This window comes from Pseudomonas sp. lyk4-R2A-10 (assembly GCF_030209075.1).
In the GTDB taxonomy this organism is placed as follows: Bacteria; Pseudomonadota; Gammaproteobacteria; order Pseudomonadales; family Pseudomonadaceae; genus Aquipseudomonas; species Aquipseudomonas glycinae.
In genome coordinates this window covers 252,112-268,346 of the sequence record NZ_JARVSR010000012.1, presented here as the reverse complement: position 1 = coordinate 268,346, position 16,235 = coordinate 252,112, and the positions used below count along the sequence as shown (strand labels likewise).

The window sequence follows — 16,235 nt, the reverse complement described above, 5'->3', positions numbered from 1 at the left end:
CCTTGACCTGGATTAATTCGGTTGTGACCAGCGACGGAAAATCAGCGAGGTGTTGACCCCGCCGAAAGCGAAGTTGTTGTTCATCACGTATTCGTGGCTCATCTGGCGGAACTCGCCGCGCAGGTAGTCGAGTTTGCCGCAGTGCGGGTCGACCTCGTCGAGGTTGAGCGTGTGCACGTACAGGTCGCGGTTGAGCATCTCGATGCTGAACCACGACTCCAGCGCCCCGCAGGCGCCGAGGGTGTGGCCCAGGAAGCTCTTTTGCGAGCTGATCGGCATGCGTTCGCCGAACAGGGCACTGGTGGCCAGGGTTTCAGCGACATCGCCCTGTTCGGTGGCGGTGCCGTGGCCGTTGACGTAGCCGATGACGTCCGGCGCAAGGCCTGCATCTTCCAGCGCCAGTTCCATTGCCCGGCGCATGGTGATCTGTTCGGGGCGGGTGGTGTGCTGGCCGTCGGCGTTGCTGCCGAAACCGACGATCTCGGCGTGAATGTGCGCACCGCGCGCCAGGGCATGTTCCAGTTCTTCAAGCACCAGCATGCCGCCGCCTTCACCGATCACCAGACCGTCGCGGCCCTTGTCGTACGGGCGTGGCGAGGTGTGTGGCGCATCGTTTTTCAGGCTGGTGGCGTACAGCGCGTCGAACACCATGGCTTCGGTCGGGCACAGCTCTTCGGCGCCACCGGCGAGCATTAGCGGCAGGCGTCCGAATTTGATCGCCTCGTAGGCGTAGCCTATGCCCTGGCTGCCACTGGTGCAGGCGCTGGAGGTCGGGATCAAGCGGCCAGTGAGGCCGAAGAAGATGCTGATGTTCGCCGCCGTGGTGTGCGGCATCATGCGCACGTAGGAGTTGGCGTTGAGGCCTTCGGCCACCGAGTTGAGCAGCATGTTGCCGAACGCCTTGATCTCGTCGGTGCTGCCGGTGGACGAACCACAGGCCACGCCCATGCGCCCGTCCTTGATCGATTCGTCGCCGAGCAGGCCGGCATCGGCCAGCGCTTTTTCCGCCGCGCCGACAGCCAGCCGCGAGACACGGCCCATGCTGCGCAGCTGTTTGCGGGTCCAGTGCGCCGGCACCTGGAAATCATCGATAGGCCCGGCCAGGCGCGTGTTGAGCTCGCTGAAGCGATCCCACTCGTCCATCCGGCGGATGCCGCTGCGGTTGGCGGCGAAATTGCCGGCGATGGTGTCCCAGTCGCTGCCCAGCGAGGTAATGCCGGCCATGCCGGTGACGACGACGCGCTTCATCAGCACAAGCCTCCGTTGACCGCCAGCACCTGGCGGGTGATGTACGACGCTTCCGCCGACATCAGGAAATTCACCGCACCGGCCACCTCTTCAGGCGTGCCCATGCGTTGTGCGGGGATCATTTTCAGCAGTTCTTCCACCGGCACGTTTTCATCGAGCATGGCGGTATCGATCAGACCGGGCGCGACGCAATTCACCGTGATTTTGCGCTTGGCCAGTTCGATCGCCAACGCCTTTGCCGCGCCGATCACGCCGGCCTTCGAGGCGCTGTAATTGACCTGGCCACGGTTGCCGATCAGCCCCGAAACCGAGGTGATGCAAACGATGCGACCAGCGGCGCGGCGGCGGATCATCGGCATCATCACCGGGTGCAGGACGTTGTAGAAACCGTCGAGGTTGGTGCGCAGCACTACGTCCCAGTCATCGTCGCTCAGGGCCGGAAAGGCACCGTCGCGGGTCAGCCCGGCATTGAGCACCACGCCGTAGTAGGCACCGTGGGCTTCAACGTCGGCTTCGAGGATGGCTTTGCAGGTTTCGCGATCCGCCACGTCGAATTGCAGGATGCGCGCGGTGCGGCCGAGGGCTTCGACTTCGGCTTTCACTGCTTGTGCTTCCGTCACGCCGCTGCGGCAATGCAGGACGATATCGTGGCCGGCGCTGGCCAGGCGCAGGGCGATGGCGCGGCCGATGCCACGGCTGGAGCCGGTGACCAGGATGGATTCAGTCATCGTTCGACTCCTTGGATTGTTCCAGATAGTCCGCTGCCTGGGGCGGGCGGAACACGTTCAACCGGGCGCTGGCCTCGATGCCGGGCGCATTGATATGGCATTCGAATACACCCATGCCGTTGTCGTCTTCCAGCGAGCGCAGGCCATGGATGGTCAGTTCGCTGCCAACCGGAAAGGCCGCGACATTGCATTCGAACTTGCGTGTGCCGAGCAGAAAGCCCAGCTCCACCGGGTTGCCTTTCTGCCGCGCATGGCAGCCGGCAAACGCGGCGACGCTTTGCGCCATCAGCTCAACGCCGACCCACGCCGGCAGGCTGCCGTCGGGCAGGCTGAACAGGCCGCCGGGCCGGACGGTGAGCGTGGTGTGGATCTGTTCGTCGTCAAAGCTCAGGATCCGGTCGATCAGGATCATGTCGCCAGCGTGGGGCAGCAATTCGGCGAGCGGCCAGTGGGTCATGGGGCGTCTCCGATAATCAGGCTGACGTTATTGCCACCGAAGGCAAACGAGTTGCTCATCAGGTAGCGGGGTGCAATGGACGCCAGGCGTTCGCTTGCGGTCACCCACTTGAGCGGTGGAAGGTCGGGATCCGGCTGGCCGTCCCAGACGTGCGGCGGCAAGGCGTGGTCGGGATTGTCGGCACTCAGGCTCAACCAGCAGAACGCTGCTTCCAGTGCACCGGCGGCACCGAGGGTGTGGCCGGTCATCGGTTTGGTCGAGGAACACGCCACGTCGTCGGCGAACAGCGCGGCGACGGCCTGGCTTTCCATGGCGTCGTTGTGCTGGGTCGCGGTGCCGTGCAGGTTCAGGTAGCTGATGTCGTCGGCTTGCAGGTGGGCTTGATCGAGGGCTTTTTGCATCGCTTGCAGCGCGCCGCGGCCGGTCGGTTCCGGTGCGGAAATGTGGTGCGCGTCGGAGCTGGCGCCAGCGCCCAGCAAGGCGATGCCCGGCCCTGCGCCGCGTTCTTTGCTCATCACGAACAGCACCGCCGCTTCGCCGATGTTGATGCCGTTGCGGTTGGCGGAAAACGGGTTGCAGCGCTCGTCCGACACCGCTTCCAGCGCACTGAAACCGTTGAGGGTCAGTTTGCACAGGCTGTCGACACCGCCGCACAGCACGGCGTCGCACAGGCCCAGATCGAGCAGGCGTCGGGCGCTCATCAAGGCGCGAGCGCTGGAGGTGCAGGCAGTGGAAATCACATAGGTCGGGCCGCTCAGTTGCAGCCAGTCGGCGAGGAAGTTCGCCGGTGCGCCTAGTTCCTGTTGCCGGTAGTCGTAATCGGCCGGGAACTGCTGGTCACGAATGTAGTGCGCCAGGCCTCGGCTGGCTTCGTCGATACCGGAAGTGCTGGTGCCGAGCACCACGCCGATGCGATCGCGCCCGTAAGTCTGGATCGCCTGCTCGATGTCATCGCGAATCTGCAACGCGGCTTCCAGCAACAGTTGATTGTTGCGGCTGCGCTGGTCGGCCAGCGCCTCGGGAATCGGCGCCAGATCGCCGTGTACGGCGGCCACCGGCAGTTCGCGCTCCGGCACCCAGCCGGACTCGCGGCGCATGCCGGAGCAGTCGCCGGCAAACAGGTTGCGTGCCACGGTTTGCTTGTCGCGCCCCAGGGCGCAGATCACGCCGAGGGCATTGAGGTAGGCGGTCATGACGTCGGTTCACCGAGTGGCGTTACGCGATAGTGCGGGCCTTGTGGCAGGTTCAATTCGAAACTCAAGGGTTGGGTGTAACGGATGTCCCAGCGCGCCGGCAGGGACCGTCGGCCGCCCTGTTGCTGCGCGTCGGGGTAGTTGCGCGACAGCTCGCCCGCGGGGGTCAGGGCGAACAGCAGCGCGGCGAACAGCTCCCGGGCTTCCGGGTTGGGCGGCAGCAGGCCGTCGGCCTGCCAGTGCCCGTCGATCAACTGCTGACGCGCCTGGGGAATGCCCAGCGGATCCATCATCGACCAGCGGATGCCCGGCCCTTCGCGCTGGATCACCAGCAACCAGTCTTGCTGTTGTCCGGCCAGGTGCCGCTCGATATGCAGTTGCATCGGCAGCGGCAGGCTCGGGTTGCCGGCCGGCAGCGGCGCCTGACTGGCGCAGGCACCGAGCAGCAGGACGCAGGCGAGCAGTAGAACACGCAACATCAGACAGCCTCGTTCAAAGGTTTGCGGGCCACCACGTTGACCAGGGTTTCTTCCCGCTGGCCAAAGGGCTTGGGCTGGCGCAATCCAAAACGTTCGAGCAGACCGAAATCCTTCGACCGGCTCCACCACAGATACGGGTACGAAACGTTCTGTTCGGCGAACTCGAAACCCTGCTGGCGAATCATCTCCAGGTACTGCGCCGCGCTCTTTTGCACGTGCATCGGATGACGGAACAGCCAGCGAATCACCCACGTATCAATGTAAGCCTCGGTGGACTCGGCGAACAGCAGATAACCGCCCGGCTTGAGCACCCGATAGAACTCGGCGAGGGCTTTTTCCTGCTCCACCAGATGATGGAACGTCTGGTGACAGAACAGCAGATCGACGCTGGCGTCCGGCACATTGAGCGTCGCACAGTCGCTGCCGATCAGCTCGACGTCGAAGCCCAGGCGCGCGGCCTCGGCGGCGCTCAGTTCAAGGCTGTGCGGATCGGCATCGACCCCGATCAGGCGCTGCGGTGCGAAGGTCTGGCGCAGGTGACCGAACGACTTGCCCTGGCCGCAACCGGCATCCAGCAGCACCGGACTGGCTGGCAACGATTCGCTGAACAGCCCGCGCAGATCGTTGATTGCCACCCGCAGCACATGGTGCTGCCAGGTGTGGCTGCGCAGGAACCAGAAGCCGAAGCGGGTTTCCTCGACGTAATTGTCGCTCAGGTAATTCATGTGTCGTCCCTTGCACAGAGTTCGGAGATCATCTTCAGCCGACGGCGCGCTTCACTGACGAACGGGTTGCGTTCGTCCCAGGCGTAACCGGCGAGGATCGAGCAGATCATGCGGCGGATTTCCGGCGAGCCTTGCTCGTGGAAAATCACGTCCTGAAAGGTGCCGGCGTACCAGCCTTCGACGTAGCAGCGGAAGGTGTCGACCCCACGTTTCAGCGGCTCGGCGAACTCCCGTTGCCAGTCCACCGTTTCGCCCTGCAGCTGTCGGTGCAGCACTGCGGCGGCCATGCTCGCGGAACGCATGGCAATGGTCACGCCCGAGGAGAACACCGGGTCGAGAAATTCCGCCGCGTTGCCCAGCAGCGCGAAGCCCGGGCCGTGCAGGGTTTTGACGTTGGCCGCATACCCGCCGAGAGTGCGCGCCGGGGTATCCCATACGGCGTTGTTCAGCACTTTGGCCAGGCTCGGGGTTTCGGCGATGAACCCGCGCAGGCAGGCGTCGAGGTCGGCATCGCGACCTGCGAAATGTTCAGCGGCAGCCACCACGCCCACCGAGCAGCGACCGTTGCTGAACGGGATCGACCAGAACCAGATATCGCGGTGCTGCGGGTGGGTGGTGATGAGGATCTTCTCGCGGTCGAAGCCGGGGTGGTCGATGTGGTCTTCGACGTGGGTGAAGACAGCTTGGCGAACCGGGAAATTCGACGGCGCTTCGAGGTCGAGCAGGCGCGACAGCACGCGGCCGTAGCCGCTGGCATCGAGCACAAAATCAGCTTCGACGCGGTACTCGCTGCCGTCTTCGCGATGCACATTCAGCTGTGGTCGCGGACGTTCGAAATCAACGCTGACAATCGCGTCGCCATAGCGGATTTCCGCACCCTGCAACGCCGCCTGATCGGCCAGCAACTTGTCGAAGTCGGCGCGTTGCACCTGCAGGGTCGTCGGCTTGCCGGCGGTGAAGGTGTCAGCAAAATCGAAGGCGCTGTAGCGCTCGCCCCAGGCAAACGCCGCACCGTTCTTGCGCTGGAACCCGGCGGCATTTACCGCCTCGAGCATGCCGGCTTCTTCGACGAAATCCAGGCAATGGCAGAGCAGGCTTTCACCGATGGAGAACCTCGGGAAATGCTGACGCTCGATCACCAGCACGTCGTGCCCCTTGCGCTTGAGCAATGCGGCGGCGATGGCGCCGGAGGGGCCGGCGCCGATGATCACGACCTGACGGGATTCCATTTCAACGATTGGCACGCGAGCTCCTGGGTACGGCGATAGGGTTCAGTGACGCCCGGTGCAGGCCGATGAAGGCCGGCAGCAACGTCGCGATCAGACCCATCAGCATCAGCGCAAAGTACAGCGCCGGGCTGATGAGTTGTTGTTGCAACAGCAGGTTGAGAAAGACGATTTCGCTCAAGCCGCGAATGTTCAGCAGCACGCTTTCGCGCCAGCGACTGGCGCCTGCGAACGACGCGCCGGCCCAGCCGAGGCCGAGCCAGTTGCCCAGGATTTTGCTGGCGACCGGCAACAGCAGCAGCGCCGCCCATTGCACGGCGCCGAGGCTGGCGAGGGCGCTGTGCACGTCGATCTGGACGATGCCGAAAGTCAGGATCAGCGGAATCGCCACCCACGTCTGCAAGCGGTTCATCCAGTGCGCCGGGATCGGCAATACCAGTGGCACTTTGAGCGCGGCCATGCACAGCAGATAGCCGATGCCAAAAATCAGCGCGTTGAGTTTGTAGTGTTCGGCCAGCACCAACAGCGCAAAAAAACCGAGGCTGTAGGTCAATGGTCGGCGTATGCCGAACACCCGCAGCAGCACCGGCACGCAGGCCAGCCCCAGCGGCAGCAACAGACTGCTAAGGTGCAGGCTGCCCTGAGCGAGACCGAACAGCGTCCAGCAAGTCAGGTCGATCAGGATCGCGGTCTGCACCAGACGCCGGGTGGCGGCGGGCGGGTAGTCGATGTGGCGCAGGTACAGGTACAACACCGGGATCGCGGTGATGGCGAACACCAGACCGATGGCCAGCGAGTTGATCCATGGCTGCGTCGGCAGCAGCCAGTACGCCGTCGCCAGGCCGCAGACGAATGGCACGGCGAAACTCGGCAGGGCGATCTTCACGCTCTGGCGGTCCAGGCGCAGGTCGATCACGTCGCTGAGAATGTGCCCGAGCAACAGGGCGAAGCTCAGGCTGTAGAGGTTTTTCAGCCAGCCCGGTGCGATCAGTTCGGCGCCGTTGAGTTGCCAGCCCGGCTCGATCCAGAAGTACATCAGCAGCGGCAGGCCGAAGCTGGCCAGCAGCAATTGACTGACGATCGGGATCAGCCCGAAATGCCGGCCGACCCGGGTGGCGACGAAGAACAGCGCCAGGGCCATCAGCCAGAAAATCACCACCATCATGCTGCAGGCTCCGTGACGGCAACCGCATGGGTCTGACGCCCGGCCCACGGCGCGAGCATGAAGCTGAACGCCAGGCCGAGGCTCACCGACAGGCCGAAGTTACTCACCGCCGGGGTGCTCGACACCGCCAGCAGGCCGAACGACAGCCAGGTGGTGGCGGCTGCGAGCAAAGTGCCGAGCAGGCTGACGGCCGCGCCGCCGACCTGCTCGCGCATGAGGATCGCATAGTCGACGCTGATCGCCGTTACCAGCAACAGGCCGAACAGGCTGAACAGGGTCAGCGGCTGACCGAGCCAGCCCAGGCTGGCGAGGCTGCACAGCGCAGCGAGCAGCGGCAGGGCGACGATCCGCAGCGCGCCACCAAGACCGAACGGCAGCATCAGCACCAGCACGATCAACACGCAGGACGCGAGTTTCAGTTCCGCGGCGCTGATCTGGGTCTGGGCGAACACCTTGTTCAGTTCGCCGAGCCGATCCACCAGCATCACCCCCGGCAGATCCAGCGCCTGCACCCGCAGCAGCGACGGATTGTTCAGGCCTTGCAGGCTGACCATCGCCGCCACGCCGTCCTCGGTCGGCCCCAGCCACAGCGTGCGGTAGGGCTCGCCGAGCGGGCCGGCCAGCGCCGCATCGATGTCTTCGGCGGGCAGGGCCTGCAACTGTTGCAGCTCGGTTTGCAGCGCCGCCAGCGGCACGCCGACCTCCAGCAACGGCTGCCAGAACTGCGGCAACTTGCTCAGCGCCTCACGCACTTGTTGCTGCTGGGCCGGCGGGCTGACCAGTTGATTGAGCGCCAGATATCCCTGCAACTTGTCGAGGTTGACCAATTGATCCAGGCGCTCGCTCAGGGCCGCTTGCCGCTCCAGCAATTGCTGCTGATCGGCGGCGCGCACCAGGAAGAACTGGCTGGTCGGCTGATAGCCGGTAATCCGCGCGATGGTCTGCGCCTCATCGGTCAGGCGTTGCGGCGCGCCGACCCACTGGCGAATGTCGTTCTTGCTCTCCAGTTGCAGCAGACCACCGACGCAGAAGGCGATCAGCAGGGCCAGCAACACCGGCGTTCTGATGTGTTCGAGCAGGGTTTCCCGCAGTCGCACCAGACGCTCGGCCAGTTGCAGCGGCCATTGCGCCGGGCGCAGTTCGACGTTTTTCAGCAGCGCCGGCAACAGGCACACCGCCGACAGGTAGGCGCCGAGCAAACCGGCGGCGGAGAACACGGCGATCTGGGTCAGCGCCGGGAAAGGCGTCCAGGCCAGCGCCAGGTAACCGATGGCGCTGGTGATCAGGCTCAGCGTCAGCCCGGACAGGGTCAGGCGCAACGCCGGCCAGCTGTGCCACGGCTTGAGGCTCCAGCTCTTGGACAGATAGTGCAGCGGGTAATCCACCGCCACCCCGATCAGGCTCGAACCGAGCACCAGCGTCATCACATGCATGTGCCCGAACAGCGCGACGCAGGCCACCGCGCCGAACAGCATGCCCACCAGCACCGGAATGAACGCCAGCAGCACCCGCCAGCGGCGGAAGGCGAGCAGCAACAGCAACAGGATGCCGACGGTGGCGCCGCCGCCGACCCAGGTCATTTCCCGGGTCGCCTGCTGCTGACCGTTGGCGGCGTACAGCAAGCCGCTGGCGGCCAACAGTTGCACGTCGGCGCGAGCTGCTTGCTCACGGCTGTGTTGCAGCAGGGCGGCGACTTGCAGCGGTTGATTCATGTCGAAGGCGCTGCCGGTGGTGCGTGCGCGCAGCAGCACCCAGCTCTTGCCGTCGGCGTCGGCGATCAACGCACCGCTGCCGATGTCCAGCTGCACCGCGCCATGTTGTGGCTGGCTGTTCTGGATGCGCCCGGTCAGGCCCAGCCAGTCGTCCTGGCTCGGCACCAGACTGAACCCGGTGAACGGGTCGAACAGTGCCTGCACCCGTTGCTGGATGAAGGCGTCGGGGTGTTCGGTCAGCAGTTGCCGGTCATCCGCCGAGAGCATCGCCAGCTGCCCTTGCAGCAATTGCGTGCGCAGGGCCGGCAGATCGGCCTGCAGGTTCCACTGGACCTTTTCGAACAACCCGCTGGCCTGCCATTGCTCGCCCAGGGTCTGGGCCATGGCGACGGCTTGCTGGCGATCGGTGTGGCCGACCAGCACCAGCATGTCGCGGTTGAGCGGTTCCTGCATGCGTTGTTCGGCGCGCAGTTCGAGGGCGTCCGGGTGGGTGCCGGGCACCAGCTCCATCAGGTTGGCCGACAGCGGCGCGCCGTCGCGCCACTGCCAGGCGCCCAGTGCGACGACCGCCAGCAGCAGGATCAGGAACAGCCAGGGCAGCCTGCGTTCACTCGGCAAAGTCATGTTGCTCCGCGTCGCTCAGAGGTTGGCCGGCGGTGCTGTCCTGCATGCGCAATACGGTGCTGTCGCCCTGGGTTTCCAGCAGTTCGATGGTGTTCACCAACGTGCCGCCGCTGATGTTGATCTGGTTGAAGACCTGCTTGAGCAGCACCGAACGCGGGGTCAGGGTCAGTTGCCATTTCTGCGCATCGCCGCTCAGGGCCAGTTCGAAATCCCGTTGCAGACCGCTGCTGTCGCCTTGCAGCACGGCGAGGAACAGTCGGTTCTGTTCGGCACCGGCACTCTTGTTCGGCAGCAGTTGCCAGCCGGTGGCATCACGTCGGGCGATGCCCTTGGCGCTGATGCGGTAATCCTGTTGCAGCGGGGTTTTCAGCAGCCAGAGCAAACCGTGGTTTTTCGCCAGCACGAAGCTGCCCTTGCTGATCAGTGGCTGAGGCAGGGCGCGCAGGTGTTTTTCCTGGATGAACTGGCCGTGGATCACGTCCGGTTTCGCCAGTTGCTCGCTCAACTGTTGCAGGTCGAAGGCGTTGGCCAGTGACGACAGCGTCAGCAGCGCCAGGGCCCCGAGGGATTTCAACAGCACATTCATCGCAGCATCCTTTCCACGGCATCGGTGAAGACTTTCGGCGAGGCCAGTTGCATCTCGCGGCTGCTCATCTCGACGGCGACCTGAACCGAGCTGGCGCGGGTCAGGCGTTCGCCGGTCTGGGCATCGGTGATCAGGTAGTGGATCTTCAGGCGGTTCTCCCACTCCACCAGACTGGCGCGCACGTTCAGCCGCTGACCGAACACCGCGCCGCGCACGTAGCGCAATTGCAGGTCGATCACCGGCCAGGCGTAGCCCGAGTCGACCATCTGGTTGTAGTTGTGGCCGATCCTGTCGAGCAACGCGCAACGCGCCACTTCCAGGTATTTCACGTAATGGCCGTGCCAGACGACATGCATGGTGTCGACGTCAAAGAACGGCACGAGGATTTCCGTATCGGCGTGAAGCACTCCGGCGCTACGCATGCAGCCTCCAGTGTTGCTCGGCGATGCGTTGCAGGCACAGACGCAGTTCGCCTTCCAGAGCACGGTCTTCGATCACTGGCGGGAAGTCCTGGGCCAGTTGTTCATGCATGGCGGCCAGCGACGGTGGCAGTGGGCGAGCGTCTTCATCACGGCCGCGCAGCCATACACCCTGATTGGCCGCGAGCAGTGTGGCGGCGGCCACCTGTTCGGTCAGCTCCAGCACACGAATGGCGTCGCGGGCGGCGATGGTGCCCATGCTCACCTTGTCCTGGTTGTGGCACTCGGTGGAGCGTGAGAACACGCTGGCCGGCATGGTGTTTTTCAGCGCTTCGGCAGTCCAGGCACTGGCGCCGATCTGCACGGCCTTGAAGCCGTGGTTGAGCATCGCGCGGTCGGCGCTGGCGCCGGACAGGTTGCTCGGCAAACCGTGGTTGTAACGCTCGTCCACCAGCAGCGCGAATTGTCGGTCGAGCAGGTCGGCGACGTTGGCCACGAGGTTTTTCAGGCTGTCCATGGCGAACGCGATATGCCCGCCGTAGAAGTGTCCGCCGTGCAGCACGCGCTCGGCTTCGGCGTCGATGATCGGGTTGTCGTTGGCGCTGTTGAGTTCGGTTTCGATGAACGAGCGCAGCCAGTTCAGGCTGTCGGCCAATACGCCTAGTACATGCGGTGCGCAGCGCAGCGAGTAGCGATCCTGCAAGCGGTGCAGCGGCGCGGTCGGCGCGTCGATTGCCAGATCCTTGCGCAGCCACGCGGCCACCTGCATCTGACCCGGATGCGGCTTGGCGGCGAACAGGCGCTCGTCGAAGTGTTCCGGATTGCCTTGCAGCGCCACCACGTTCAACGCGGTGATGCGGGTGGCCAGTTGCAGCAGGTAATCGGCGCGGGCGTAGGCCAGGCAGGCGAGGCCGGTCATGACGGCGGTGCCGTTCATCAGCGCCAGCGCCTCTTTCGGGCGCAGCACCAGCGGCGTCCAGCCCAGTTCACGGTGCACATCGGCAGCCTGGCGGCGTTCGCCACGGAACATCACTTCACGCTCGCCGGACAGGGTTGCGGCGACGTAGGACAACGGCGTCAGGTCGCCGCTGGCGCCCACCGAACCCTCTTCAGGGATCAGCGGCAAAATGTCGTGTTCAAGGAAGGCATGCAGACGTTCCAACAGCTCGATGCGCACCCCGGACACGCCGTGGCACAGCGACTGCAAACGCGCTGCGAGCACTGCACGAGTGGCCTGGGGGTCGAGCAGTTTGCCCAGTCCGCAACCGTGGAACGTGTAGAGATGACGCGGCAGCGCCTCGACGTGATGCAACGGCACCGCGACCACGCAGGAGTCGCCGTAACCGGTGGTCACGCCGTAGATCACGCCTTCCTTGTCCAGCAGCGAATCGAGGAACCGCGCGCCCTTGGCGATGCGTTCGCGATAAGGCGCGTCGCTCTGCAACTGCACGGGCGCCTGACGGTTGGCCAGAGCCAGCACGTCTTCGATGCGCAAAGGGCGTTCGCCGAAGGTAACCGGCTCAGGAGTTGGCGTTGTCATCGGTTTTCCAGAATGGGTAAAAGTTGAACCATTGGCACGGTGCTTCGAGGCAATAGTGACTCAGGCGTTGCGCATAGCGGGTGGCCCACTGATGAATGACCTGTTCGCGCTCGCGGCGTGACCACACCACGGCGTCGGCGAAGGGTTCGAGGGTCAGGCGATAGTGGCCGTCAGGCTGCTTGAGGCACATCAGCAGGTTGACCGGGCATTTCAGCAGGCCGGCCAGCAGCCACGGCCCTTGCGGGAACGGCGCCGGGTGGCCGAGAAAGTCCACGGTCACGCTGCGCCCGCCATGCAGTGGCACGCGGTCGCCGGCAATCGCCAGCCACTCGCCGCGCTCCAGGCGTTCGTGCAGTTGCAGCATGATCACCGGGTCCAGCTCGCTGACCTGAATCAGTCGCAGATTGGTCGCCCCGGCCTCGCCCAGCAGGCGATTGAACTGCTCGGCATGCTTGGTGTGCACCAGCACGTTCATCGTGACTTTCTCGCCCAGCTCCGCCAGCGCCCGGCACACTTCGAGGTTGCCCAGATGCGCGCCCACCAGCATTTGCCCGCGACTGCCGCGCAACTGGTTGCGCAACAGCGCCGGGTCGATGATTTCGATCTGCTCGATCTTCAGCTTGCCGTTCCACACGTCGAGCTTGTCGAGCAGCGAATCGGCGAAGGCCATGAACTGGCGGAACACCCGCCACCGGGTCGGACGCAATTCGTGGCGACCGCTCCAGTCGGCGAGGCGCTGCTGATACTGCCAGGCACTGCGCCGCGCAGTGCGGCCGAACAGGAAAAAGTACAGGACGATGCCGTACAGCAACGGGCTAAGCAGGCGTCGGCCGAGAACCTTGGCGGCGAGTGCGGTGAATTTCATCAGCAGGAAACTGCCACGCTCTTCGCGGTCGGCCCAGTGCTTCTTGTCGGTCTCGACGGTCATGGACGCCACCGTCGCCAGAGGATCACGGGCAGACGCAGCAACATGCCGAAGAACAGGCGCGTGTGCATGCTCGAGATCAGCACGTTGTCGTGGAACAGGCGAAAGTGCGACACGCCGTCCAGCGGGTAGTGCACGCTGGTCTGCAACCAGCGCATCGGCTGATTGCGCCAGGCCAGGCGCACCAGAATGTCCGAGTCGAAATCCATGCGCTTGCCGATCCGCGCCGAGTCGATCACGCCCAGCGTCGGTTCCAGCGGATACACCCGGAAGCCGCACATCGAATCGCGAATCTGCAGCGACAAGGTGTTGATCCACACCATTACATGGGTCAGGTAACGCGCATACAAACGGCCCTTGGGCACGCTGGCGTCATACAGCGGATAGCCGCAGACCAGCGACTCGGGGTGAGCGCGGGATTCTTCGATGAAACGCGCGACATCCTGCAAGTCGTGCTGACCGTCGGCGTCGACCTGCAAGGCATGGCTGAAGCCCAGCCGCGCCGCTTCACGCAGACCGGTCATCACCGCGCCACCCTTGCCCTGATTGGCAGTGAGGCGCACCAGATAAACCCGTTCGCGCTCGGCCAGGGCGTCGAGCACCGCCGCGCAGGATTTGCTGCTGGCATCGTCCACCAGAATGCACGGCAGATCCTCGGCGAGCAGGGCGTCGACCACCGTGCCGATGGCGGTTTCGTGGTTGTAGACCGGAATCACGGCGCAAGGGTTATGCATCGCCAGCCCCCAGCAGAATCCGCCCGCTGGAGCAGGTGGCGGTGTCGTTGCGGTAGGCGAAATACAACTTGCCGCGTTCCGGATCGAAGCGCAGATGCAGCTGGATTTCATCGCCGGGGCGCACCAGTTGCTGGAACTTCAGCACTTCCATGCCGGCGAACGCGCCGGGCAGGTTCAGCAGTTGCCGACCCAGGTTCAGTGCCCATTCGACCTGCACCACGCCGGGCAGCACCGGGGCCTTGGGGAAGTGGCCGCTGAAGTAGGCAAGGTCCGGCGGAACGCTCAATTGCAGGTTCCATTCACCCTCGGTTTCGGCCTGTTCCAGGATTTCCGGCGCTTTCGGTCGTGGTGCCAGCAGCAAGGCTTCGACGTCGGCTTGAGGCAACTTGCCCTGCGAGGTCAGCGGCATTTGCCGCAGCAGGCGCCAGCGGCGGGGCAGGGCCAGGGCTTCGCAGTGGTCGCCGAGATGACGGCGCAGGGTTTCGGTCAGGCTGCGCCGACCGTGTTCGCGCAGGGCAAACAGGCCCGATTCGCTGAGCACCAGCAGAGCGCCGAGCGACGCGCGGTTTTCCTGCACCACGCCCAGACGCGCTTCGGCGACCCAGTCGTGGGCCACCAGCGCCTGTTCAAGCATCGGCAGGGATATGCGTTTTTCTTCGAGTTTGACGATCCGGTCGAGCCGCCCGAGCAGTTCAAAGCGGCCATCGGCCTGAATGCGCGCCGCATCGGCGGTGTGTTCGACCTGCCCGGCGGGCAGGTAAGGCGAAGCGATCAACAGGGCGCCGTCGCTGTCCTGGCTCAACTCGATACCGGCAAACGGCTGCCACAACGATTCGCCTTGGCGCCAGGCGATGCCGCCGGTTTCCGAGCTGCCGAGGATTTCCGTCGGCCACTGCCCCAAGCGTTGATGCAGGCTTTTTGCGGCGTCTGTCGGCAATGCGCCTCCAGAGGAAAACACCCGGCGCACGGCGCTCAGCGCTGGCCAGTCGAGGTTGTCGCCCATGCGTTTGAGCAGCGCCGGGCTGGCGACCCAGGCGAAGGCCGGATGCTCGCGGCTGGCGCGTTGCAAGTCTTCCGGGAAGGCCAGTTGCTTGCGCAGGAACGGACGCCCGGCGCACAGCGGCCACAGCACGCGGAACAGCAGGCCGTAGATGTGCTGGGTGGCAACGCTGCCAAGAATGCAGGCTTCACCGAGATCCGCACCCCACAGCTGTTCGAGGGCTTCGACTTCGTTGGCCAGTTGCCGCAGGGATTTGTCGATGCGCTTGGGCTCGCCGCTGGAACCGGAGGTGCACAGGCTGAGGCGGCACTGGTCGAGATCCAGTTCGGCTGCGGGCAGGGCCGGTTGTTGCAGATCGCTCAGGCGCGTGTCATCGGAATGATCGGTCAGCCACAGATCGACGTCGTTCGACCAGCGCTGGCGGGTCTGCGCTTGCAGATCCGAGGGCAGCAACACGCTGATGCCGGCACGCCAGGCACCGAGCAGGGCGACGGCCAGATCGGCGGCATCTTGCAGATGCACCGCCAGACGCTTCACGCCGCGTGCTTGCAGACCGGCGGCCAGGCTCAGGGCCTGTTCGCGCAGTTGTGCGTGATCGAGTGCCGGTGCGCTTGTTACTGCGCGCGCCGGCAGGGCCTTGAGCAACAGCTGCTCAAGTTTTATCCAGTTCATGGGCGACCTCTTACCCGTTGTCGTATCAGCCATTCAATGGCAAACATCAGGCCGATCAATCCGTAGGAGATCAGGCCGGTGTACAACATCCACCAGTTCAGCGGCGCCCACAGTGTCAGCAGGGCGGCGCACAAACCGTTGCAAAAGAAAAACACGCTCCAGGCCACGGTGACCTGGCGGGTGTAACGAATCGCCTTGGGCGGCAGTTGCGGCTCACGCAGGCGAGCCAGACGCTCGACCATCGGCGGGCCGTATTTCAGGCTCAGGCTGAACAGCGCCAGCATGAAGCCGCTGATCAGCACCGGGTACCAACGCAGCAGCAAAGGGCTGTCGAACACCGCCAGCAGCAGGCAGAACACGATCGCCACAAAGGCCATCCACAGGCTGCCGGGCTTGCGTTCGCCGGTCAGCGCGCGGGCCAGCCACAGGCCGCCCAGCAGCAGGCCGAACTGCCATGGCGCGAAATGCTCCATGCCGAAATACACCGCAAAGGGATACAGCAGGCCCGCCAGCAGCAGGCCGAGACCGATCAGTCGGCTCATGCCGCCGGTTGAACCAGACGGTAGACCGCCTCGACCACGTCGCTGACGGTGCGCACCGACTTGAACTCCTCGGCGGCGATTTTCTTGCCGGTCTGGCGCTTGATGTGATCGATCAGGTCGACGGCGTCGATGCTGTCGATTTCCAGATCCTGATACAGGTTGGATTCCAGGCTCACGCGGGCCGGGTCCAGTTCGAACAACTCGACCAGGGCATCGCGCAGGGTGTTGAAGATGTCGTCACGAGTTTGCATGGTCCGGTC

The 16,235-nt window shown here is 64.6% G+C and carries 17 protein-coding genes; all 17 read right to left on the bottom strand.

Annotated features, from left to right (window positions below):
• Positions 1-12 precede the first annotated feature (12 nt).
• Genes QRN46_RS22130 through QRN46_RS22050 form a run of 17 tightly spaced genes read right to left on the bottom strand, consistent with a single transcriptional unit; the run spans position 13 to position 16,226 of the window.
• Positions 13-1,248: a beta-ketoacyl-ACP synthase gene (locus QRN46_RS22130; RefSeq protein WP_074689577.1), complete on the bottom strand. Its 1,236-nt coding sequence runs from the start codon at positions 1,246-1,248 to the stop codon at positions 13-15.
• Positions 1,248-1,976 (bottom strand): 3-ketoacyl-ACP reductase FabG2, encoded by a 729-nt coding sequence (locus QRN46_RS22125; RefSeq protein WP_011332092.1) that lies wholly within the window; start codon positions 1,974-1,976, stop codon positions 1,248-1,250. Before QRN46_RS22125 ends, QRN46_RS22130 begins: the two co-directional genes overlap by 1 nt.
• Positions 1,969-2,433: a hotdog family protein gene (locus QRN46_RS22120; RefSeq protein ID WP_011332093.1), complete on the bottom strand. Its 465-nt coding sequence runs from the start codon at positions 2,431-2,433 to the stop codon at positions 1,969-1,971. The genes QRN46_RS22125 and QRN46_RS22120 overlap by 8 nt, the downstream gene beginning before the upstream one ends.
• Positions 2,430-3,626, bottom strand: a complete 1,197-nt coding sequence (locus tag QRN46_RS22115; RefSeq protein WP_221615511.1) for a beta-ketoacyl-[acyl-carrier-protein] synthase family protein — start codon at positions 3,624-3,626, stop codon at positions 2,430-2,432. The genes QRN46_RS22120 and QRN46_RS22115 overlap by 4 nt, the downstream gene beginning before the upstream one ends.
• Positions 3,623-4,105: a hypothetical protein gene (locus QRN46_RS22110; RefSeq protein ID WP_108559220.1), complete on the bottom strand. Its 483-nt coding sequence runs from the start codon at positions 4,103-4,105 to the stop codon at positions 3,623-3,625. The genes QRN46_RS22115 and QRN46_RS22110 overlap by 4 nt, the downstream gene beginning before the upstream one ends.
• Positions 4,105-4,830 (bottom strand): class I SAM-dependent methyltransferase, encoded by a 726-nt coding sequence (locus QRN46_RS22105; RefSeq protein WP_127796691.1) that lies wholly within the window; start codon positions 4,828-4,830, stop codon positions 4,105-4,107. Before QRN46_RS22105 ends, QRN46_RS22110 begins: the two co-directional genes overlap by 1 nt.
• Positions 4,827-6,074 (bottom strand): NAD(P)/FAD-dependent oxidoreductase, encoded by a 1,248-nt coding sequence (locus QRN46_RS22100; protein WP_201817119.1) that lies wholly within the window; start codon positions 6,072-6,074, stop codon positions 4,827-4,829. The genes QRN46_RS22105 and QRN46_RS22100 overlap by 4 nt, the downstream gene beginning before the upstream one ends.
• Entirely contained in the window at positions 6,061-7,221 is a 1,161-nt protein-coding gene (locus QRN46_RS22095) for a cation:proton antiporter (protein ID WP_285357214.1), read from the bottom strand. The genes QRN46_RS22100 and QRN46_RS22095 overlap by 14 nt, the downstream gene beginning before the upstream one ends.
• Complete coding sequence (locus tag QRN46_RS22090; RefSeq protein WP_285357212.1) at positions 7,218-9,557, bottom strand: MMPL family transporter; 2,340 nt, start codon at positions 9,555-9,557, stop codon at positions 7,218-7,220. The genes QRN46_RS22095 and QRN46_RS22090 overlap by 4 nt, the downstream gene beginning before the upstream one ends.
• On the bottom strand, positions 9,541-10,143 hold the full coding sequence (locus tag QRN46_RS22085) for an outer membrane lipoprotein carrier protein LolA (protein WP_201817129.1): 603 nt from the start codon (positions 10,141-10,143) through the stop codon (positions 9,541-9,543). The genes QRN46_RS22090 and QRN46_RS22085 overlap by 17 nt, the downstream gene beginning before the upstream one ends.
• Positions 10,140-10,565: an acyl-CoA thioesterase gene (locus QRN46_RS22080; protein ID WP_201817131.1), complete on the bottom strand. Its 426-nt coding sequence runs from the start codon at positions 10,563-10,565 to the stop codon at positions 10,140-10,142. Before QRN46_RS22080 ends, QRN46_RS22085 begins: the two co-directional genes overlap by 4 nt.
• Positions 10,558-12,102 carry an HAL/PAL/TAL family ammonia-lyase gene (locus QRN46_RS22075; RefSeq protein WP_201817132.1) on the bottom strand — a complete coding sequence of 515 codons (1,545 nt, stop codon included), beginning with the start codon at positions 12,100-12,102 and terminating at the stop codon, positions 10,558-10,560. Before QRN46_RS22075 ends, QRN46_RS22080 begins: the two co-directional genes overlap by 8 nt.
• Complete coding sequence (locus tag QRN46_RS22070) at positions 12,083-13,030, bottom strand: lysophospholipid acyltransferase family protein (protein WP_221615506.1); 948 nt, start codon at positions 13,028-13,030, stop codon at positions 12,083-12,085. The genes QRN46_RS22075 and QRN46_RS22070 overlap by 20 nt, the downstream gene beginning before the upstream one ends.
• Positions 13,027-13,761, bottom strand: a complete 735-nt coding sequence (locus tag QRN46_RS22065; RefSeq protein WP_011332103.1) for a glycosyltransferase family 2 protein — start codon at positions 13,759-13,761, stop codon at positions 13,027-13,029. The genes QRN46_RS22070 and QRN46_RS22065 overlap by 4 nt, the downstream gene beginning before the upstream one ends.
• On the bottom strand, positions 13,754-15,433 hold the full coding sequence (locus QRN46_RS22060) for an acyl-CoA synthetase family protein (RefSeq protein ID WP_221615505.1): 1,680 nt from the start codon (positions 15,431-15,433) through the stop codon (positions 13,754-13,756). Before QRN46_RS22060 ends, QRN46_RS22065 begins: the two co-directional genes overlap by 8 nt.
• The gene (locus QRN46_RS22055) at positions 15,430-15,975 is read right to left on the bottom strand and encodes a COG4648 family protein (protein WP_285357202.1); all 546 of its coding nucleotides are present in this window, start codon (positions 15,973-15,975) and stop codon (positions 15,430-15,432) included. Before QRN46_RS22055 ends, QRN46_RS22060 begins: the two co-directional genes overlap by 4 nt.
• A complete protein-coding gene (locus tag QRN46_RS22050; RefSeq protein WP_007947135.1) occupies positions 15,972-16,226 on the bottom strand; it encodes an acyl carrier protein in 255 nt (84 codons plus the stop codon). Before QRN46_RS22050 ends, QRN46_RS22055 begins: the two co-directional genes overlap by 4 nt.
• Positions 16,227-16,235: the final 9 nt, after the last annotated feature.

Excerpts from the sequence above, each read along its gene's own strand:
- QRN46_RS22130 (WP_074689577.1), bottom strand. The coding sequence starts at position 1,248 with ATGAAGCGCGTCGTCGTCACCGGCATGGCCGGCATTACCTCGCTGGGC.
- QRN46_RS22125 (WP_011332092.1), bottom strand. The coding sequence starts at position 1,976 with ATGACTGAATCCATCCTGGTCACCGGCTCCAGCCGTGGCATCGGCCGC.
- QRN46_RS22120 (WP_011332093.1), bottom strand. The coding sequence starts at position 2,433 with ATGACCCACTGGCCGCTCGCCGAATTGCTGCCCCACGCTGGCGACATG.
- QRN46_RS22115 (WP_221615511.1), bottom strand. The coding sequence starts at position 3,626 with ATGACCGCCTACCTCAATGCCCTCGGCGTGATCTGCGCCCTGGGGCGC.
- QRN46_RS22110 (WP_108559220.1), bottom strand. The coding sequence starts at position 4,105 with ATGTTGCGTGTTCTACTGCTCGCCTGCGTCCTGCTGCTCGGTGCCTGC.
- QRN46_RS22105 (WP_127796691.1), bottom strand. The coding sequence starts at position 4,830 with ATGAATTACCTGAGCGACAATTACGTCGAGGAAACCCGCTTCGGCTTC.
- QRN46_RS22095 (WP_285357214.1), bottom strand. The coding sequence starts at position 7,221 with ATGATGGTGGTGATTTTCTGGCTGATGGCCCTGGCGCTGTTCTTCGTC.
- QRN46_RS22090 (WP_285357212.1), bottom strand. The coding sequence starts at position 9,557 with ATGACTTTGCCGAGTGAACGCAGGCTGCCCTGGCTGTTCCTGATCCTG.
- QRN46_RS22085 (WP_201817129.1), bottom strand. The coding sequence starts at position 10,143 with ATGAATGTGCTGTTGAAATCCCTCGGGGCCCTGGCGCTGCTGACGCTG.
- QRN46_RS22080 (WP_201817131.1), bottom strand. The coding sequence starts at position 10,565 with ATGCGTAGCGCCGGAGTGCTTCACGCCGATACGGAAATCCTCGTGCCG.
- QRN46_RS22075 (WP_201817132.1), bottom strand. The coding sequence starts at position 12,102 with ATGACAACGCCAACTCCTGAGCCGGTTACCTTCGGCGAACGCCCTTTG.
- QRN46_RS22070 (WP_221615506.1), bottom strand. The coding sequence starts at position 13,030 with ATGACCGTCGAGACCGACAAGAAGCACTGGGCCGACCGCGAAGAGCGT.
- QRN46_RS22065 (WP_011332103.1), bottom strand. The coding sequence starts at position 13,761 with ATGCATAACCCTTGCGCCGTGATTCCGGTCTACAACCACGAAACCGCC.
- QRN46_RS22060 (WP_221615505.1), bottom strand. The coding sequence starts at position 15,433 with ATGAACTGGATAAAACTTGAGCAGCTGTTGCTCAAGGCCCTGCCGGCG.
- QRN46_RS22055 (WP_285357202.1), bottom strand. The coding sequence starts at position 15,975 with ATGAGCCGACTGATCGGTCTCGGCCTGCTGCTGGCGGGCCTGCTGTAT.
- QRN46_RS22050 (WP_007947135.1), bottom strand. The coding sequence starts at position 16,226 with ATGCAAACTCGTGACGACATCTTCAACACCCTGCGCGATGCCCTGGTC.